The 14,235-nt window shown below is 63.4% G+C and carries 16 protein-coding genes; 4 read left to right on the top strand and 12 right to left on the bottom strand.

Features of this window, described 5'->3' with window-relative positions; genetic code table 11:
• Positions 1–88: 88 nt before the first annotated feature.
• On the bottom strand, positions 89–475 hold the full coding sequence (locus ACFPN5_RS17250) for a diacylglycerol kinase (protein ID WP_379785010.1): 387 nt from the start codon (positions 473–475) through the stop codon (positions 89–91).
• 157 nt (positions 476–632) lie between these two features.
• Here ACFPN5_RS17250 and ACFPN5_RS17245 point away from each other — a divergent pair, with 157 nt between their 5' ends.
• The gene (locus tag ACFPN5_RS17245) at positions 633–1,415 is read left to right on the top strand and encodes an IclR family transcriptional regulator (protein WP_379785009.1); all 783 of its coding nucleotides are present in this window, start codon (positions 633–635) and stop codon (positions 1,413–1,415) included.
• Between the two features lie 85 nt (positions 1,416–1,500).
• Here ACFPN5_RS17245 and ACFPN5_RS17240 read toward each other — a convergent pair whose 3' ends face one another.
• From ACFPN5_RS17240 to ACFPN5_RS17230, 3 genes are all read right to left on the bottom strand, one after another.
• On the bottom strand, positions 1,501–2,715 hold the full coding sequence (locus ACFPN5_RS17240; RefSeq protein ID WP_379785008.1) for a serine hydrolase: 1,215 nt from the start codon (positions 2,713–2,715) through the stop codon (positions 1,501–1,503).
• Between the two features lie 203 nt (positions 2,716–2,918).
• A complete protein-coding gene (locus tag ACFPN5_RS17235) occupies positions 2,919–3,614 on the bottom strand; it encodes a nitroreductase (RefSeq protein ID WP_379785007.1) in 696 nt (231 codons plus the stop codon).
• A gap of 14 nt (positions 3,615–3,628) precedes the next feature.
• Entirely contained in the window at positions 3,629–4,552 is a 924-nt protein-coding gene (locus ACFPN5_RS17230; protein ID WP_379785006.1) for a DMT family transporter, read from the bottom strand.
• A gap of 333 nt (positions 4,553–4,885) precedes the next feature.
• Between ACFPN5_RS17230 and phaP the strand changes: the two genes are divergently transcribed.
• The gene (phaP, locus tag ACFPN5_RS17225) at positions 4,886–5,470 is read left to right on the top strand and encodes a TIGR01841 family phasin (RefSeq protein ID WP_379785005.1); all 585 of its coding nucleotides are present in this window, start codon (positions 4,886–4,888) and stop codon (positions 5,468–5,470) included.
• Between the two features lie 177 nt (positions 5,471–5,647).
• Here phaP and ACFPN5_RS17220 read toward each other — a convergent pair whose 3' ends face one another.
• The 6 genes from ACFPN5_RS17220 to ACFPN5_RS17195 all read right to left on the bottom strand — a co-directional run bounded on the left by ACFPN5_RS17220 (position 5,648) and on the right by ACFPN5_RS17195 (position 10,901).
• Positions 5,648–6,370 carry an ABC transporter ATP-binding protein gene (locus tag ACFPN5_RS17220; protein ID WP_379785004.1) on the bottom strand — a complete coding sequence of 241 codons (723 nt, stop codon included), beginning with the start codon at positions 6,368–6,370 and terminating at the stop codon, positions 5,648–5,650.
• Positions 6,370–7,140: an ABC transporter ATP-binding protein gene (locus ACFPN5_RS17215; protein WP_379785003.1), complete on the bottom strand. Its 771-nt coding sequence runs from the start codon at positions 7,138–7,140 to the stop codon at positions 6,370–6,372. Before ACFPN5_RS17215 ends, ACFPN5_RS17220 begins: the two co-directional genes overlap by 1 nt.
• 13 nt (positions 7,141–7,153) lie before the next feature.
• Positions 7,154–8,365 (bottom strand): ABC transporter permease subunit, encoded by a 1,212-nt coding sequence (locus tag ACFPN5_RS17210; RefSeq protein WP_379785002.1) that lies wholly within the window; start codon positions 8,363–8,365, stop codon positions 7,154–7,156.
• A gap of 12 nt (positions 8,366–8,377) precedes the next feature.
• Entirely contained in the window at positions 8,378–9,313 is a 936-nt protein-coding gene (locus ACFPN5_RS17205; RefSeq protein WP_379785001.1) for a branched-chain amino acid ABC transporter permease, read from the bottom strand.
• Positions 9,314–9,483: 170 nt separating this feature from the next.
• Positions 9,484–10,431, bottom strand: a complete 948-nt coding sequence (ispH, locus tag ACFPN5_RS17200) for a 4-hydroxy-3-methylbut-2-enyl diphosphate reductase (RefSeq protein ID WP_379785000.1) — start codon at positions 10,429–10,431, stop codon at positions 9,484–9,486.
• A 14-nt stretch (positions 10,432–10,445) separates the two neighbouring features.
• The gene (locus ACFPN5_RS17195; protein ID WP_379784999.1) at positions 10,446–10,901 is read right to left on the bottom strand and encodes an FKBP-type peptidyl-prolyl cis-trans isomerase; all 456 of its coding nucleotides are present in this window, start codon (positions 10,899–10,901) and stop codon (positions 10,446–10,448) included.
• 224 nt (positions 10,902–11,125) lie between these two features.
• On the opposite strand from ACFPN5_RS17195, the gene ACFPN5_RS17190 reads away from it, so the two are divergent.
• Positions 11,126–11,602, top strand: coding sequence for an RDD family protein (locus ACFPN5_RS17190; RefSeq protein WP_379784998.1), 477 nt, complete (start codon positions 11,126–11,128; stop codon positions 11,600–11,602).
• A 118-nt stretch (positions 11,603–11,720) separates the two neighbouring features.
• The gene (radC, locus tag ACFPN5_RS17185; RefSeq protein ID WP_379784997.1) at positions 11,721–12,392 is read left to right on the top strand and encodes a RadC family protein; all 672 of its coding nucleotides are present in this window, start codon (positions 11,721–11,723) and stop codon (positions 12,390–12,392) included.
• A gap of 7 nt (positions 12,393–12,399) precedes the next feature.
• Here the strand turns inward: radC and ACFPN5_RS17180 are convergent, their stop codons facing one another.
• Both ACFPN5_RS17180 and ACFPN5_RS17175 read right to left on the bottom strand, forming a co-directional pair.
• On the bottom strand, positions 12,400–13,266 hold the full coding sequence (locus tag ACFPN5_RS17180; protein ID WP_379784996.1) for a hypothetical protein: 867 nt from the start codon (positions 13,264–13,266) through the stop codon (positions 12,400–12,402).
• An 11-nt stretch (positions 13,267–13,277) separates the two neighbouring features.
• A complete protein-coding gene (locus tag ACFPN5_RS17175) occupies positions 13,278–13,967 on the bottom strand; it encodes a hypothetical protein (protein ID WP_379784995.1) in 690 nt (229 codons plus the stop codon).
• Positions 13,968–14,235: the final 268 nt, after the last annotated feature.

Raw genomic sequence — 14,235 nt, 5'->3', positions numbered from 1 at the left:
CGGCGCCGCGGCGTCACCATGACGCCGCACAGGCCATCCGGCCATTTTGCGTCATTTTTAATAAGCTTGCTGTCTTGTCACCTTATTTTCACATGAAGCGGCTGTAGAGCACTGTGCCCCAGGTGATGGCCGCCAGCAGGATCGTCAGCCCGACCGCGGCGCCGCCGAAGTCCTTGGCGTTTTTCGACAAGGGATGGCGCTCGAGCGAAATACGGTCGACGACCGCTTCGATCGCCGAATTGATGAGCTCAACGATCAGTACCAGCAACACGACGCCAATCAGCACCAGTTTCTGGAAGCCGGACACCGGCAGCACGAAGGCGAAAATCACGGCGAGCGCGAACACCAGCACTTCCTGGCGGAAGGAATGTTCGGTGCGCCAGGCTGCGGCCAGGCCCTGGATCGCGTAGCTCGACGCGTTATATATGCGCTTTAGCCCGGCTTTACTCTTGAACTCGCTGGTGGGTTGTTCCATTATATTTCCAAGAAGACATGCAGAACGGTCATTATGCCTGTTCCGGGTATGGCCGGGAAAGTGCTTCACCTTCGACTGCGACCGGCAGGGAATGCTTGGCCGTGTTTCGCATTATGGTATAAAGTATGGAACGATACCGCACTGCACCAACCACATCATGAAAATCGAAACACTCGAACCGCCCAAGACATCGATCCAGGTGATTGAGCGTATGGTCGCGTTACTCGATGCGCTGGCGACCTATCCCGACCCGGTCAGCCTGAAGGAATTGTCGAAAGTCTCCGGCCTGCATCCATCGACCGCGCACCGCATCCTGAACGACATGGTGGCCACGCGTTTCGTCGACCGCGTCGAGCCCGGCACCTACCGCCTTGGCATGCGCCTGCTGGAACTGGGCAATGTCGTGAAAAGCCGGCTGTCGGTGCGCGAGGCGGCGCTCGATTACATGCGCGCCCTGCACAAGAAAACTCAGCAGACGGTCAACCTGTCGGTGCGCCAGGGCGACGAAATCGTGTATATCGACCGCGCCTTTTCCGAGCGTTCGGGCATGCAGGTGGTGCGCGCCATCGGCGGGCGCGGCCCGCTGCACCTCACGTCCACCGGCAAGCTGTTCCTGTCCGTCGACGAAGCCAAGGCGATCCGGGCCTATGCCACCCGCACCGGTCTTGCCGGCCACAACAAGAATTCCATCACCGACCCGGCCAAGCTCGAGCGCGAACTGAGCCTGGTGCGCGCGCGCGGCTATGCGCGCGACAACGAGGAGCTGGAACTGGGGGTGCGCTGCATGGCGGCCGGCATCTACGACGACAGCGGCAAACTGGTGGCCGGCCTGTCGATCTCGGCGCCAGCCGACCGCCTGCAGGACGAGTGGCTGGACGACCTGGTGCAGACCGCCGGGCAGATTTCGTCGACGCTGGGCTTTCGGCCGGCACCGGTCTGATCTTCCGGCTTTCCTCCGTCCAGATGCAACAACGGCGCCCGCGGGCGCCGTTGTCGTTATTGTGCCCGGATAAGGGACGCCGTCGTCAGCGGATGGTCGGCACCGTCACGGGCCGGAATGCGGCGTGGGCCGCATGGGCCGCTTCCGTGGCAGCCGAGGCGGCCGTCGTGGTAGTGGTGACGGGTGCCGCGAGCGTGTCGGGCGTGAGCGCTTCGAGCCAGCGGCGCATACGGCCGGCGTCCGCCGTCCGCGACATCTTGCCCTTCGAGTCGAGGAACACCATGATCACGTTGCGGCCCTGGATCATGGCCTGCATCACGAGGCAGCGCCCTGCTTCGTTGATGAAACCGGTCTTTTGCAGGCCGATGTTCCAGTCCGGGAGCGCCACCAGGTAGTTGGTATTGTTGTAGCGCATGGGCCGGCCGCTGGCCTCGACCACCCAGTTCGGATCGGTCGAATACTGGCGCAGCAGCGGCTTCTGGTGTGCGTAGGCGACCAGTTTCGCCAGGTCGCGCGCGCTCGACACGTTCTGGCTCGACAGGCCGCTGGCATCGACGTAGCGCGTTTCGTTCATGCCCAGTTCGCGCGCCTTGGCATTCATCGCGGCGACGAAACCGTTAATGCCTCCCGGGTAGTTGCGTCCCAGGGCCGATGCCGCCCGGTTTTCCGAACTCATCAGCGCAATGTGCAGCATATTGTTGCGGGTCATGCGCGCGCCGACAGGCAGGCGCGAGCTGCTGTACTTGTGGCGGTCGACGTCGTCGTTGGTAATGGTAAGAACGTCGTTCAGGTTCTGGTTCGCTTCGACGACGATCAGCCCGGTCATCAGCTTGGTGATCGAGGCGATCGGCAGCGCGACGTTGGCATTTTTTTCGAACAGCACTTCGGACGTATTCTGGTCGAGCACCAGCGCCACGCTCGAACGCAGCGACAGCGCATCGCGCGTCTGGTGCAGGCCGGCCATGTCGCCGACGGTGCGCAGCGCGGGCGCGATGATGATGGGCGCGGCGCGGCGCGCCACATGGTAGGTCACGCGGCGCTTGCCGCGCACGGTTTCGACACGGCGCACCATGCGCTGGCGCTTGTCGGCGGCGATCAGGTGCGCGGTTTCCTTGCGCTTGCCCTGGCGCTTGGCCTTGGCGGACGTTTTCTTGACGACCTTTTTCTTGGCGACAGGGCGCTTGCCCTTCGCGGAACCGGCCCTCTCGCCGGCGCCTGCGCCCGCGCCCGCCCCTGCGGCCGAAACGGGCTCGGCTACCAGGAACAGCGATATCAGGGCGGCCAATACGAGCTTCAACATTTTCTACTTTCTTTCGCACGGAACGGATGAGGCACTGCCCCAGTGTATTCAACCCCAACTCAACTGCAAGCGAATTTAACATTCACCCTGCTATTTTGCCGCAATACAACGAAATGCGGCGCGCAAGTGGACAGCAATTGCGCGCTTGTTTTTCACTTGTATTCGCGGCGCAACATGCCATTTCGGCATGTCAGCCCAAGCTGTCATTCCATGAAATGGACGAAAGAACCGATTGGCTCGCGCTCGGTGACGAGCGTGTTTTCCACCCGGGCCGGATCGGCCCAGCCCAGCGCCATGCCGCACACCACCGTTTCGTTGGCCGGCAGGCTCAATTGCTCGGCAATGACCCGGTGGTACTGCGTGAACGCAGCCTGCGGGCAGGTGTCGAGCCCGCGCCCGCGCGCCGCCACCATGATGTTCTGCAAGAACATGCCGTAGTCGAGCCAGGAGCCCTGCTCCATTACGCGGTCGATCGTGAAGATGAGGCCGACGGGCGCGTCGAAAAAGCGGAAATTGCGCGCGTGCTGGGCGGCCATGCCTTCCTTGTTGTCACGCGTCAGGCCGAGCAGGCTGTACAGGTCCCAACCGACCTTGCGGCGGCGGTCGACGAAGGGCGACACCCATTCGCGCGGATAGTAGGCGTACTCCTCGGTGTGCTGGCGCGACTGGGCAGGGTCGAGGTGCACGGCCAGGATCGCGTCGGAGAGCCGGGTCCGCGCCGCGCCGGTCAGAACGTAGACCTTCCACGGCTGCGTGTTGGTGCCGGACGGCGCGCGCGCCGCCACCTCCAGAATGCGCGCGATGTCATCGCGCTCGACCGGCTTGTCGAGGAAGGCGCGGATCGACCGGCGCGACGTGATCGCGGCATCGACCGCTTCTTGTGGTTGGCTTGAAATCATTTCAACTCCCGATTCTAACGAGGACTGCGGACGACGACTGCGGACGACGGCTTCTTGACGACGAATGCGACCCCGGCGACGGCCACCACCATGCCCACCAGGGCGACTGGACCGAGCGTTTCGCCGAACAGCAGCCAGGCCATGATGGCGGTCGTCGGCGGGGTCAGGTAAAGCAGGCTCGTTACCTCGAGTGCGGCGCCCCGGCTGATGAGCCGGAACAGCAGGAAGATCGCGCCGATCGACAGCGCGAAGATCGACCACAGCAGCGAGCCGATGAAGCGCGCCCCCCACTCTACTTTAGACAACGACAAATCGAACTGTTCCAGAAAAATCGCAAGCGGCAGCAGTGCCGCAACCGAGACCGCGAACTGGATCGCGGTGCCGGTCCGCAAATCGAAACTGGGGCAAAAGCGCTTCTGGTAGAGCGTGCCGGCGGTGATCGACACCAGCGCCAGTACACAATACAGGATCGACCTCGCGAATAGTCCGTCGGTCTCGATTTTTGCGGCCACCACCAGCGCCACGCCGCCCAGGCCCAGCAACAGGCCCAGCCACTGGCGCGGGCGCACGCGCTCGCCGATCAGGGGTGCGGCCACGGCCGTGAGGATCGGCTGCAGGCCGACGATCAGGGCCGATAGTCCCGCCGGCATGCCGATCTTGATTGCGCTCCAGACGCCGCCCAGATAACCCGCCTGCAGCAGCAGGCCCGCAATCGCGATGTGCTTCACGCGCCCGTGCGGCCAGGGCGCGCGCCACACCAGCAGCAGCGGCAGCAGCACCAGCAGGACGCCTGTGCAACGCAGCAGCAGGAAGGTCAGCGGCGGCGCATATGGCAGGCCGAATTTGGCGACGATAAAACCGGTGCTCCACAGGACAACGAAAAAAGCCGGCATCAGCCAGCGGTGCGTGGGTCCTGAAGTTGCGGTCGTGTCGGCCATGGTCGGAATCGGGGCGCCAAGGACCGGATAGCGGATTCCGATTGGCGCAAAGGCAAGTCTACCATGCGGCAGTGCGAGAGTTTGCGGTGGAGCAAACGTCTTCACCTGGGACGTCCAAGCAAGATTTATTGCCGTTCAGTATTTCTTCGGATGCAACAAAACAACAGACGAGGCCAGTATGGTGCAATGCACCAAATTCGCTTGACTCACTTTCAAAAATGAGCAAAACTGCGTTCTGTTGCGGTGCACAATCCTTTCGAGCGCACCGGTTAAGGGACCAGAAACACCGGTTCCAGCAGCATACCTTCCTATAACGTTTGTTTGGAGATCTACATGTTTGCAATCCCAGAGCAATTCTCGAATGCCACCAAAGCCAATTTCGAAACCCAATTCGCCCTGTTTTCGTCGCTGAGCGCGAAGACCTTTGAAAGCGTTGAAAAGCTGGTCGAGCTGAACATCGCCACCGCACGCGCCGCCATGGAAAGCAATTCGAACACTGCACGCCAGCTGCTGTCGGCCAAGGCTCCGCAAGAGTTCTTCCAGGTTGCTGCTTCCCAGGCCCAGCCTGCTGCTGAAAAGGCTGTCGCCTACAACCGTCAACTGGCCGCCATCGCCACCGGTACCGGCGCCGAGTTCTCGAAAGCCGCTGAAGGCCAGATCGTCGAAGCGAACCGCAAGGTCATCGCCCTGGTCGACGAAGTGAGCAAGAACGCCCCTGCCGGTTCGGAAACCTTCGTTGCCGCCGTCAAGACCGCGATCAGCAACGCCAACGCCGGCTACGAGCAGTTCAGCAAGACCACCAAGCAGGCGGTCGAGGCCATCGAAAACAACGTGAACAACGCCGTGACGCAGTTCACCCAGGCTGCCGCCAAAGCACCTGGCGCTGCCGCCAACACCGCTTCGGCTGCTGCAGCCTAAGTTCCAGCTTTACATCGCCCGCTCCGGCGGGCCGTAAAGAACAGCGGGGCCGCCTGATCATTCAGGCGGCCCCGCTGGCGTTTACGCTGCCCGTTTTTGCATACGCTGCACCGTGTGGGCTCAAGAGCCCACCCTACGAAACCCGGTACGGCCTCAGCGGGCTTATTCTCCCCGAACTTATTCTCCCAGATAGGCCGCCTGCACCCGCGGGTCGTCCAGCATGGCACGGGCGTCGCCGGTCATGGTCACGACACCCGAATCCATCACATAGGCCCGGTGCGCGGCCTGCAGCGCGAGGCGCGCGTTCTGTTCGACCAGCAGCATCGTGATGCCCTGCTTTGAGACGTCGCGAATGACTTCGAAAATCTTTTCGACCATGATCGGCGCCAGCCCCATCGAGGGTTCATCGAGCAGGAGCAGCGTCGGGTGGCACATCAGGGCGCGCGCCATCGCCAGCATCTGCTGCTCGCCGCCGGACAGGGTGCCGGCCAGTTGCGTGGATCGCTCCTTCAAGCGCGGGAACACGCCGAACCACTTCTCGATATCGCGCTCGATGTCCGCCTTGTCGTTGCGCGTGTAGGCGCCCATCAAGAGGTTCTCATGGATGGTCATGCGGGTGAAGACCCCGCGCCCTTCGGGCACCATCGCCAGCTTTTGCTGCACCAGCTGGTGCGACTGCATGCCGGCAAGTGGCTTGCCGAGATAGGAAATCGATCCTTCCACCTTGCAGGCGGGGAGCGTGCCGGTGATGGCTTTCAGGGTCGTCGTCTTGCCTGCGCCGTTGGCGCCGATCAGCGTGACGAGTTCGCCCCGGTTCACTTCCAGGTCGAGGCCCTTGACGGCCTTGATGCCGCCGTAGGACACCTTTAGCCCGGCGATTTTGAGGATGCTGTCGCTCATCAGTGTGCACCCCCGAGGTAGGCCGCGATCACCGCCGGGTCTTTCTGGATCTCGGACGGCATGCCTTCGGCGATGCGCTTGCCGTACTCGAGCACGGTGATGCGGTCGCACAGGCCCATCATCAGTTTCACGTCGTGTTCAATCAGGAGCACGGTCTTGCCTTCATTCTTGATCTTGACCAGCAGCTCGCGCAGGGCCAGCTTTTCGGTGGCGTTCATGCCGGCCGCCGGCTCGTCCAGCGCCAGCAGTTGCGGGTCGGTGGCCAGGGCGCGCGCGATCTCCAGGCGGCGCTGGTCGCCATACGACAGGAATTTCGCGGTGCGGTTGCCGAACTGGCCGATGCCAACGAAATCGAGCAGTTCCTGGGCGCGCAGGCGGATCGCGTTTTCTTCTTCACGGGCCGCCTTGTGGCGGAAGATGGCGCCGAACACGCCCTGCTTCGTGCGCACGTGGCGCCCGACCATCACGTTCTCCAGCGCCGTCATTTCGCCGAACAGGCGGATATTCTGGAAGGTGCGGGCAATGCCCGCTTTCGCCACCGCGTGCGGGGCCGAGGGCGAATACGCCTTGCCGGCCAGTTCAAAACTGCCGCTGTCGGGCTGGTACAGCCCGGTGATGACGTTGAAGAAAGTGGTCTTGCCGGCGCCGTTCGGCCCGATCAGGCCAACCACCTGGCCACGCTGGATCTGGATGCCGACATCGGTCAGCGCCTGCAGGCCGCCGAAGCGTTTATTTACGCCGGATACATTTAAAAGTAATTGCTCACTCATAATCGTCGGCGCCTCAGGCGGCCGCCTCCTTCTCGTCATCGCGGGCCAGCGCCGCGGTCGGGCGGTCTTCGCGGTTCGGCGACGGCCACACGCCGGCCGGGCGCACCAGCATGATCAGCACCAGCGCCAGGCCATACAGCAGCTGGCGCAGCACTTCGGCTTCGATCACGACCTTGCCGAACAGCGCCATCTGCGTCGGTTCCACCACATGGCGCAGCACTTCCGGCAAGGCCGCGAGCAGCACGCCGCCCAGCACCACGCCCGGGATGTGGCCGATACCGCCCAGCACCACCATCGCCAGCACGGCGATCGATTCCGTCAGCGAGAACGATTCTGGAGAAACAAAGCCCTGGAAGGCGGCGAACATGGCGCCGGCCACGCCGCCGAACGAGGCGCCCATCGAGAACGCCAGCAGCTTGACGTTACGCGTGTTGATGCCCATGGCTTTCGCCGCGATCTCATCTTCGCGGATCGCGACCCAGGCCCGGCCCAGGCGCGAATGCTGGAGGCGGCTGGTAATGAAGATGGTGGCGATGCACAGGAACAGGAACAGGAAATAATAGGCGTTCACCGAGGGCATGCCGTAACCGCCGATATATACGGTCGACTGCGAGCCCGCTTCGCCAGCGAGCGAGACGCCGAAGATGCGGATCGGATCGATCATGTTGATGCCCTGCGGCCCATTCGTGAAATTGATCGGGTCGTTCAGGTTGTTCATGAAGATGCGGATGATCTCGCCGAAACCGAGCGTCACGATGGCCAGATAGTCGCCACGCAGTTTCAGCGTCGGCGCGCCCAGCAAGGCGCCGAACAGCGCCGCCACCAGCCCCGCCAGCGGGACGATCGCCCACACCGACAGGTGGATGCCGTTCAGGGCGATTTCGGGGCCGAACACGGCGACCAGCGCCGCACCGATCGCCGGATGGTAGTTCACCACCGATTCGAGCAGGGCCGCGAACTGGGGCGACGCGAACAGCCCGGTGAGATAGGCGCCGACCGCGAAGAAGGCGATGTAGCCAAGGTCGAGCAGGCCGGCGAAGCCGACCACGATGTTCAGGCCGAGCGCCAGCATGATGTAGAGCAGCGCGATGTCGATGATGCGCACCCACGAGTTGCCGTACTGGGCGGCAAAGAACGGGAAGGCCAGCATCAGGGCCAGCAGCAGGCCCATCGTGATCCAGGCCTTGCGCGGATGGTGGTGGACGTCGAAAGTCAGGAGTGCCATGGTCATCGTCCTTTATGCGCGGTCCGCCACGCGCTCGCCCATGATGCCGGACGGTCGCAGGGTGAGCACCAGGATCAGCACCACGAAGGCGAAGATGTCCTGGTAATGGCTGCCCAGGAAACCCCCGGTCAGGTCGCCGATATAGCCGGCGCCGAGCGCCTCGATGATGCCCAGCAGCAGGCCGCCGATCATGGCGCCGTAGATGTTGCCGATCCCGCCCAGCACCGCCGCGCAAAACGCCTTCAGGCCCGGCAGCACGCCCATGGTGAACGTGATCGATGCGTAGTTGGCGCCCCACATCACTCCGGCCACGGCCGCCAGCGCGGCGCCGATGGCAAAGGTGGCGACGATCACGCTGTTCGAGTCGACGCCCATCAGGCCGGCCACGCGCGGGTTTTCGGCGACGGCGCGCATCGCGCGCCCCATCTTGGTGCGCTCGACCAGCAGCACCAGGCCGACCATGGCGGCGGCGGCCAGCACCAGCAGCAGCACCTGGGTCTGCGAAATCATGGCGCCGCCGATCATGATCGGGTCGCTCGAGAGCAGTTGCGGGAAAGGCAGCGGGTTGCGGCCCCAGAACGGCATCGCCATCACGAAGGTCTGCAGCAGGATCGAGACGCCGATGGCGGTGATCAGGGGCGCCAGGCGCGGCGCGGTGCGCAGGCGGCGGTAGGCGACGCGCTCGATCAGCACGTTCACCAGCATGGCGACGGGAATGGCGCCGAGGATGGCAACGGCAAGCTGGAGGTAGCCCGGCAGGCCAGGGAAATAACTGTCCAGCAGCTGCAGGATCGACAGGCCGACCATGGCGCCGATCATCAGCACGTCGCCGTGGGCGAAGTTAATGAGGTTGAGCACCCCGTAGACCATCGTGTACCCAAGCGCGACCAGTGCGTACATGCTGCCTAGCACCAGTCCGTTGAGTATCTGCTGGACAAAAGTCTCCATGTTTGCGCCGCTTTCTTCTTCCGATAACAAAAACGGCACCCCGAATGACCGGAGTGCCGCTTCATGGCTTGTTGCCAAGACAAAAAATTCCGAACGCCGCCATCATAGCGAGGTTTTTGTTCAACTCACAACGTTAAATTGTTGCGGCGCCGGTTAGTCAGCAAAAGGGCTTATGCCACCTCAACCCTTGGTGCGTCCAGGCCCTTCGGCAGCGGGAAAGTGACGTGCTCTTCGACGCCCTCGAGCGCACGCACGCTGGCCCCGCCCAGCTCCTTGAGGCGGTCGATCACGGCCTGCACCAGCACTTCCGGCGCCGAGGCGCCGGCGGTGACGCCGATCCGCTTTCTGCCGACGATCCAGTCCGGGTTGATGCCGGCGGCATTGTCGACCATATAGGCCGGCGTGCCCATCTTGTCGGCCACTTCGCGCAGGCGGTTCGAGTTCGAGCTGTTCGGGCTGCCGACCACGACCACGACGTCCACCTGCGGCGCCATGAATTTCACGGCTTCCTGGCGGTTGGTGGTGGCGTAGCAGATGTCGCCCTTCTTCGGTTCCGCAATGTTAGGGAAACGCGCTTTCAGGGCCGCGATGATCTCGGCGGTGTCGTCGACCGACAGTGTGGTCTGCGACACGTAGGCAACGTTATCGGGATTCGCAACCTGCAGCGTTGCCACGTCCTCGACCGTCTCGACCAGGTGCATGCCCTCTTCCGCCTGGCCCATCGTGCCTTCGACTTCCGGGTGTCCATCGTGGCCGATCATGATGATCTCGGCACCGCCCTTGCGCATCTTCGACACTTCGACGTGCACCTTGGTGACCAGCGGGCAGGTCGCGTCGAAAATCTTCAGGCCGCGCGACTCGGCTTCCGCGCGCACGGCCTTCGAGACGCCATGGGCCGAGAACACCAGCGTGTTGCCGGCCGGGACATCGTCGAGGTTCTCGATGAAGATGGCTCCCTTGTTGCGCAGGTCGGCCACGACATAGGCGTTGTGGACGATCTCGTGGCGCACGTAGATCGGCGCGCCGAACTGCTCCAGGGCGCGTTCGACGATCTCGATGGCACGGTCGACGCCGGCGCAAAAGCCGCGCGGCTGGGCAAGCAGAATCTCGTTTTCCATCATCTTTTCCTTAATTACAGGACAGAAATCAGTTTGACTTCGAAGTGCAGCGACTGGCCGGCCAGCGGGTGGTTGAAGTCGAACAAGGCCGCGTCATCGCGCATCTCGCGCAGCATGCCGGCAAAACGGCCACCGCCTGGCGCGGCGAAGTCGACCAGGTCACCGGCTTTGTAGTCGGCACCGGGCACCGAGTTCTCGTCCAGGGTCGCCTTCGACACCCACTGCAGCAGCTCGGGGTTGCGTTCGCCGAAGGCGTCGAGCGGGCTCAGGGTGAACGTCTTGTGCTCGCCCTCCGCCATGCCGAGCAGGCGCTCTTCGAGGAAAGGGGCAAGCTGGCCCTGGCCCAGCATCAGGGTCGCAGGATTGGTGCCGAAGGTCGTGACGATGTCGGTCCCGTCGGCGCCGGCGAGACGATAATGCAAGGTGAGGTAGGCCGATTCGGTGACGACAGCAGGGGAAGCGTTGGACATGTTCTTGATCAGGACGGGCAAACCGCTATTGTAAGCCACCGCTGCGCTTCCCGCCTCGTTCCCACCTCCGGGCGCTGCTTTTTTTGGCAGCGGCGCGACACCGGGATGGCGCTTCGCGCGGAGAGCGCGCGCCAGCCGTCCAAGCCGATAGGTTGCGCTTGGGATAACAACAGTGTTATCTTTTTTGTTATTGCAAAATAGAAATCAAACAAGGAGAAGGCGACATGAAACAGGAAGCGGATCTGGAATACACGGGCTTCTGGCTGCGCGTATGGGCGTCGCTGATCGACACCGTCATTTTGTTGTTGATCACCATACCTCCCCTGTTCGCGATCTATGGCCGCGCCTATTGGGACTATGAAGGCTTCATCTACGGGCCGGCCGACTTTGTCATCTCCTATGTCATCCCCGCCATTCTCGTCATTGTTCTCTGGTGCAAGCTGGGCAGTACGCCCGGCAAGATGGCCATCGGCGCCACGATTGTCGACGCCCGTACCGGCGGCAAGCCGACCGTGACCCAGTTCATCATCCGTTACGTCGGCTATTACGTGTCGATAATCGGGCTCTTCCTGGGATATATCTGGGTGGGTTTTGATGCGCGCAAGCAGGGATGGCACGACAAACTGGCCGGCACGGTTGTGGTCCGGCGCAAACCTGGTGCGAGCACGCCAGTCAGTTTCGAGGGCATGCCAAGTACCTGAGTATTGCCCGACCGGCCGCACGTTTCGATCCGATCAGTACGCATGCCAGCGGTCTCCCGATAATCCGAACTCACGCAGCACGGCGTCCTTGCCGGCTTGCGCAATCGAGCGAGGGATTATGGGGATCAACCATTGGCCGGAACAGGACCGGCCGCGCGAACGGCTGGCGCGCGAAGGGGCGGCGGCGCTGTCGAACGCCGAACTGCTGGCCATTTTCCTGCGTGTCGGCGTGCGCGGGCGCAGCGCGGTCGAACTCGGCGGCCACATGCTGGAACACTTTGGCTCGCTGCAGCGCCTGCTGCACGCCACTCCGCAAGAGTTTTCGCAGGTCAATGGCCTCGGCCTGGCGAAATACGCGCAACTGCAGGCGGTCATGGAACTGTCGCGCCGCGCGATCTCCGAAGAATTCTTCCGCCAGGCGCTCTGTTCGCCCGACGTCGTGAAGAACTACCTGCGCGGCAAGTTCAGCTTGCAGGCCTACGAATCCTTCGTGGTGCTGTTCGTCGACGTCAAGAACCGCCTGATCGACGCCCAGGAAATGTTTAGAGGCACCCTCACCCACACCAGCGTCTATCCGCGCGAAGTCGTGATGGCGGCCCTGCGGCGCAACGCCTCGGGCGTCATGCTGGCGCATAACCACCCTTCCGGCATGGCCCAGCCGAGCGAAGCGGACCTGACGCTCACGCACGCGCTGGTCAAGGCGCTGGCCCTGATTGACGTGCGCGTGCTCGACCATTTTGTGGTGGCCGGGACACAGGTGCACTCGTTCGCCGAGCACGGGCAGTTATAGCTGACCTTTATTGTGGCGGCGCCGGGCAATCCGCCGGCGGCCTGAGGCGCGGCACCGACATCAGCCAGCCGCGCAGGTTGCGCAGCAGCAGGCGGTCGCAGTCTTCGCGCAGGATCTCGGCGCGCTCGAACACTTCCTTGCCGCCCTCCCTGTAGCGCACCGTGCGCTGCGCCAGGGCCGCGCCGGCCTCGACGGGCGCGGCCTTTGCCGCCTCCAGCGCGATATCGATCGACGCCGCCAGCAGGCGCGCGCTCTGCTCCTTCAGCGCCCGGGCGTCGCCTTCCCCCCACCAGGCCGCCAGGTCCTCGTGTGCCTGGACCGCCGAGACGACACGCACCTTGTTGGCGTAGGCGGCCTTGTTCCCGGGCAGCTGGATCCGGATGTCGTTGTCCAGGATCAGCGCCGCACGGTCCTGCGTCATCGAAAACACAGGCTGGCTCGCCACCACCGGGGCGTCTGCCTTGTCGCTGGCAGCGAGCCAATGCGGCGCACCGTGCGCGCACAGGGGCGCGGCCGCCTGGAGCAGCTCGCGCTGGGTAAAGGCGTCCAGGCTCGGCTGATAGGGCTCGAGCACCTTGTCGGCCGCCTTTTCGCTGTCGCTCTTCTCGCCTTCGCGCACCGCATTGAGGATCACGCCGTGGGTGATGATGGCCGCCACCAGCCCGGCCGCGCCGGCTGCCGGGTACAGGATCGGGGTGCCGGGTTTGCCGGCCTCGTCCATCATGGGGACACCCTTGAAACGGACCTTGTCCGGCGCCGGCATCTGCACCGCCCAGGCGGGGCCGGGCGATGCGCCGCCGGTACTGGCGCCCGTCTCGAGGGCCACCAGCAGCAGCGCGGCCAGCGCGCCGAAGCGCAGCATCGGGCCTGTCATCTGCGCGGCGTTTATTCGCTCAGCGGTTGCAGGACCGCGTCGCGCGTCCCCTCGACCGCCTGGAAGTAGGCATTGCTCACGCCGGGGAATTTCGGCGGCTCGTCCCAGGGACCAGCGGAGCTCTTTACCTGGTGCAGCGGCAGATACCAGTCATAGGTATTGTCCGCCAGGTTGACCAGATAGCTGGTGCCGGCAACGATGCCCTGCGGATCGCTGGTCGGGAAGTATTGTGCGTAGCTGCGGGTCACGCCAGCCATGGTGATATCGATCACCAGGAGCTTGTCGATGCCGTATTTGGCACGCAGCGACGACAAGTCGACGCGCGACCGGTTCGGCAGGGCGTCGAGCTTCGGCAAGGCGCTGAGGTCGATCGGCTGGTCGATCACCATCACCGTCTGGCCCTTCTTGCGCAGCGCATCGGCCACATCGGCCTTCAGGCGCATCAGGTCTTCGGTCGGCAGCGTCTGGGTGTGCGTCGTCAGTGCCGAATTGGCGACCGAGGCTGCGGCCAGGCACAGCAGGCAGGCCGCGCCCGGGAAGTTGGTATCGGCCTTGGCGGGCGCCGTCATCGCCACACCGATGCGCGTGCCCTGCGTTTGCAGCGCCGCTTTCGACAGCGCCACAGGCGCTTGCAATGGCGATGCGCAGCCGGTCAGCAACAACAGCGCGGCCGTTGCAGCCGCGAAGAATGTGTTGTTCATCCTGGTATCTCCCCTAGTCTGGACGTGTCGTCCTGTTATGAAAATTTATAGGGGAAATTGTAATACCGTTTTGCAACGTTATTACGTCGAAATTTATGCGTCGAGGAGCCTGCTGGGCTGTTGGCGGCGGGTCCGTTCAAAATCTGTCGGATAAGGTAGACACCACGGGCGCCCGGCTCCTCGGTGAAGAGGCCTGCCGCACAGGCATCACCCCCTGTGAACAGAAGGCGCGAGACATGATTTTACAATTGTTAAATTGTAGATCAAT

It is taken from the genome of Massilia niabensis (assembly GCF_042655085.1).
Lineage (GTDB): Bacteria > Pseudomonadota > Gammaproteobacteria > Burkholderiales > Burkholderiaceae_D > Telluria > Telluria niabensis.
The sequence above is the reverse complement of the archived record's forward strand: the minus strand, read 5'-3'. Positions and strand labels throughout refer to the sequence as shown.

Bases quoted from the DNA above. Each gene is read 5' to 3' on its own strand.
- ACFPN5_RS17195 (WP_379784999.1), bottom strand. From the start codon at position 10,901: ATGTCCAACGCTTCCCCTGCTGTCGTCACCGAATCGGCCTACCTCACC.
- ACFPN5_RS17240 (WP_379785008.1), bottom strand. From the start codon at position 2,715: ATGTTGAAGCTCGTATTGGCCGCCCTGATATCGCTGTTCCTGGTAGCC.
- radC (WP_379784997.1), top strand. From the start codon at position 11,721: ATGGGGATCAACCATTGGCCGGAACAGGACCGGCCGCGCGAACGGCTG.
- ACFPN5_RS17235 (WP_379785007.1), bottom strand. From the start codon at position 3,614: ATGATTTCAAGCCAACCACAAGAAGCGGTCGATGCCGCGATCACGTCG.
- ACFPN5_RS17190 (WP_379784998.1), top strand. From the start codon at position 11,126: ATGAAACAGGAAGCGGATCTGGAATACACGGGCTTCTGGCTGCGCGTA.
- ACFPN5_RS17180 (WP_379784996.1), bottom strand. From the start codon at position 13,266: ATGACAGGCCCGATGCTGCGCTTCGGCGCGCTGGCCGCGCTGCTGCTG.
- ACFPN5_RS17215 (WP_379785003.1), bottom strand. From the start codon at position 7,140: ATGAGTGAGCAATTACTTTTAAATGTATCCGGCGTAAATAAACGCTTC.
- ACFPN5_RS17245 (WP_379785009.1), top strand. From the start codon at position 633: ATGAAAATCGAAACACTCGAACCGCCCAAGACATCGATCCAGGTGATT.
- ACFPN5_RS17210 (WP_379785002.1), bottom strand. From the start codon at position 8,365: ATGGCACTCCTGACTTTCGACGTCCACCACCATCCGCGCAAGGCCTGG.
- ACFPN5_RS17205 (WP_379785001.1), bottom strand. From the start codon at position 9,313: ATGGAGACTTTTGTCCAGCAGATACTCAACGGACTGGTGCTAGGCAGC.
- phaP (WP_379785005.1), top strand. From the start codon at position 4,886: ATGTTTGCAATCCCAGAGCAATTCTCGAATGCCACCAAAGCCAATTTC.
- ACFPN5_RS17250 (WP_379785010.1), bottom strand. From the start codon at position 475: ATGGAACAACCCACCAGCGAGTTCAAGAGTAAAGCCGGGCTAAAGCGC.
- ACFPN5_RS17175 (WP_379784995.1), bottom strand. From the start codon at position 13,967: ATGAACAACACATTCTTCGCGGCTGCAACGGCCGCGCTGTTGTTGCTG.
- ACFPN5_RS17230 (WP_379785006.1), bottom strand. From the start codon at position 4,552: ATGGCCGACACGACCGCAACTTCAGGACCCACGCACCGCTGGCTGATG.
- ACFPN5_RS17220 (WP_379785004.1), bottom strand. From the start codon at position 6,370: ATGAGCGACAGCATCCTCAAAATCGCCGGGCTAAAGGTGTCCTACGGC.
- ispH (WP_379785000.1), bottom strand. From the start codon at position 10,431: ATGGAAAACGAGATTCTGCTTGCCCAGCCGCGCGGCTTTTGCGCCGGC.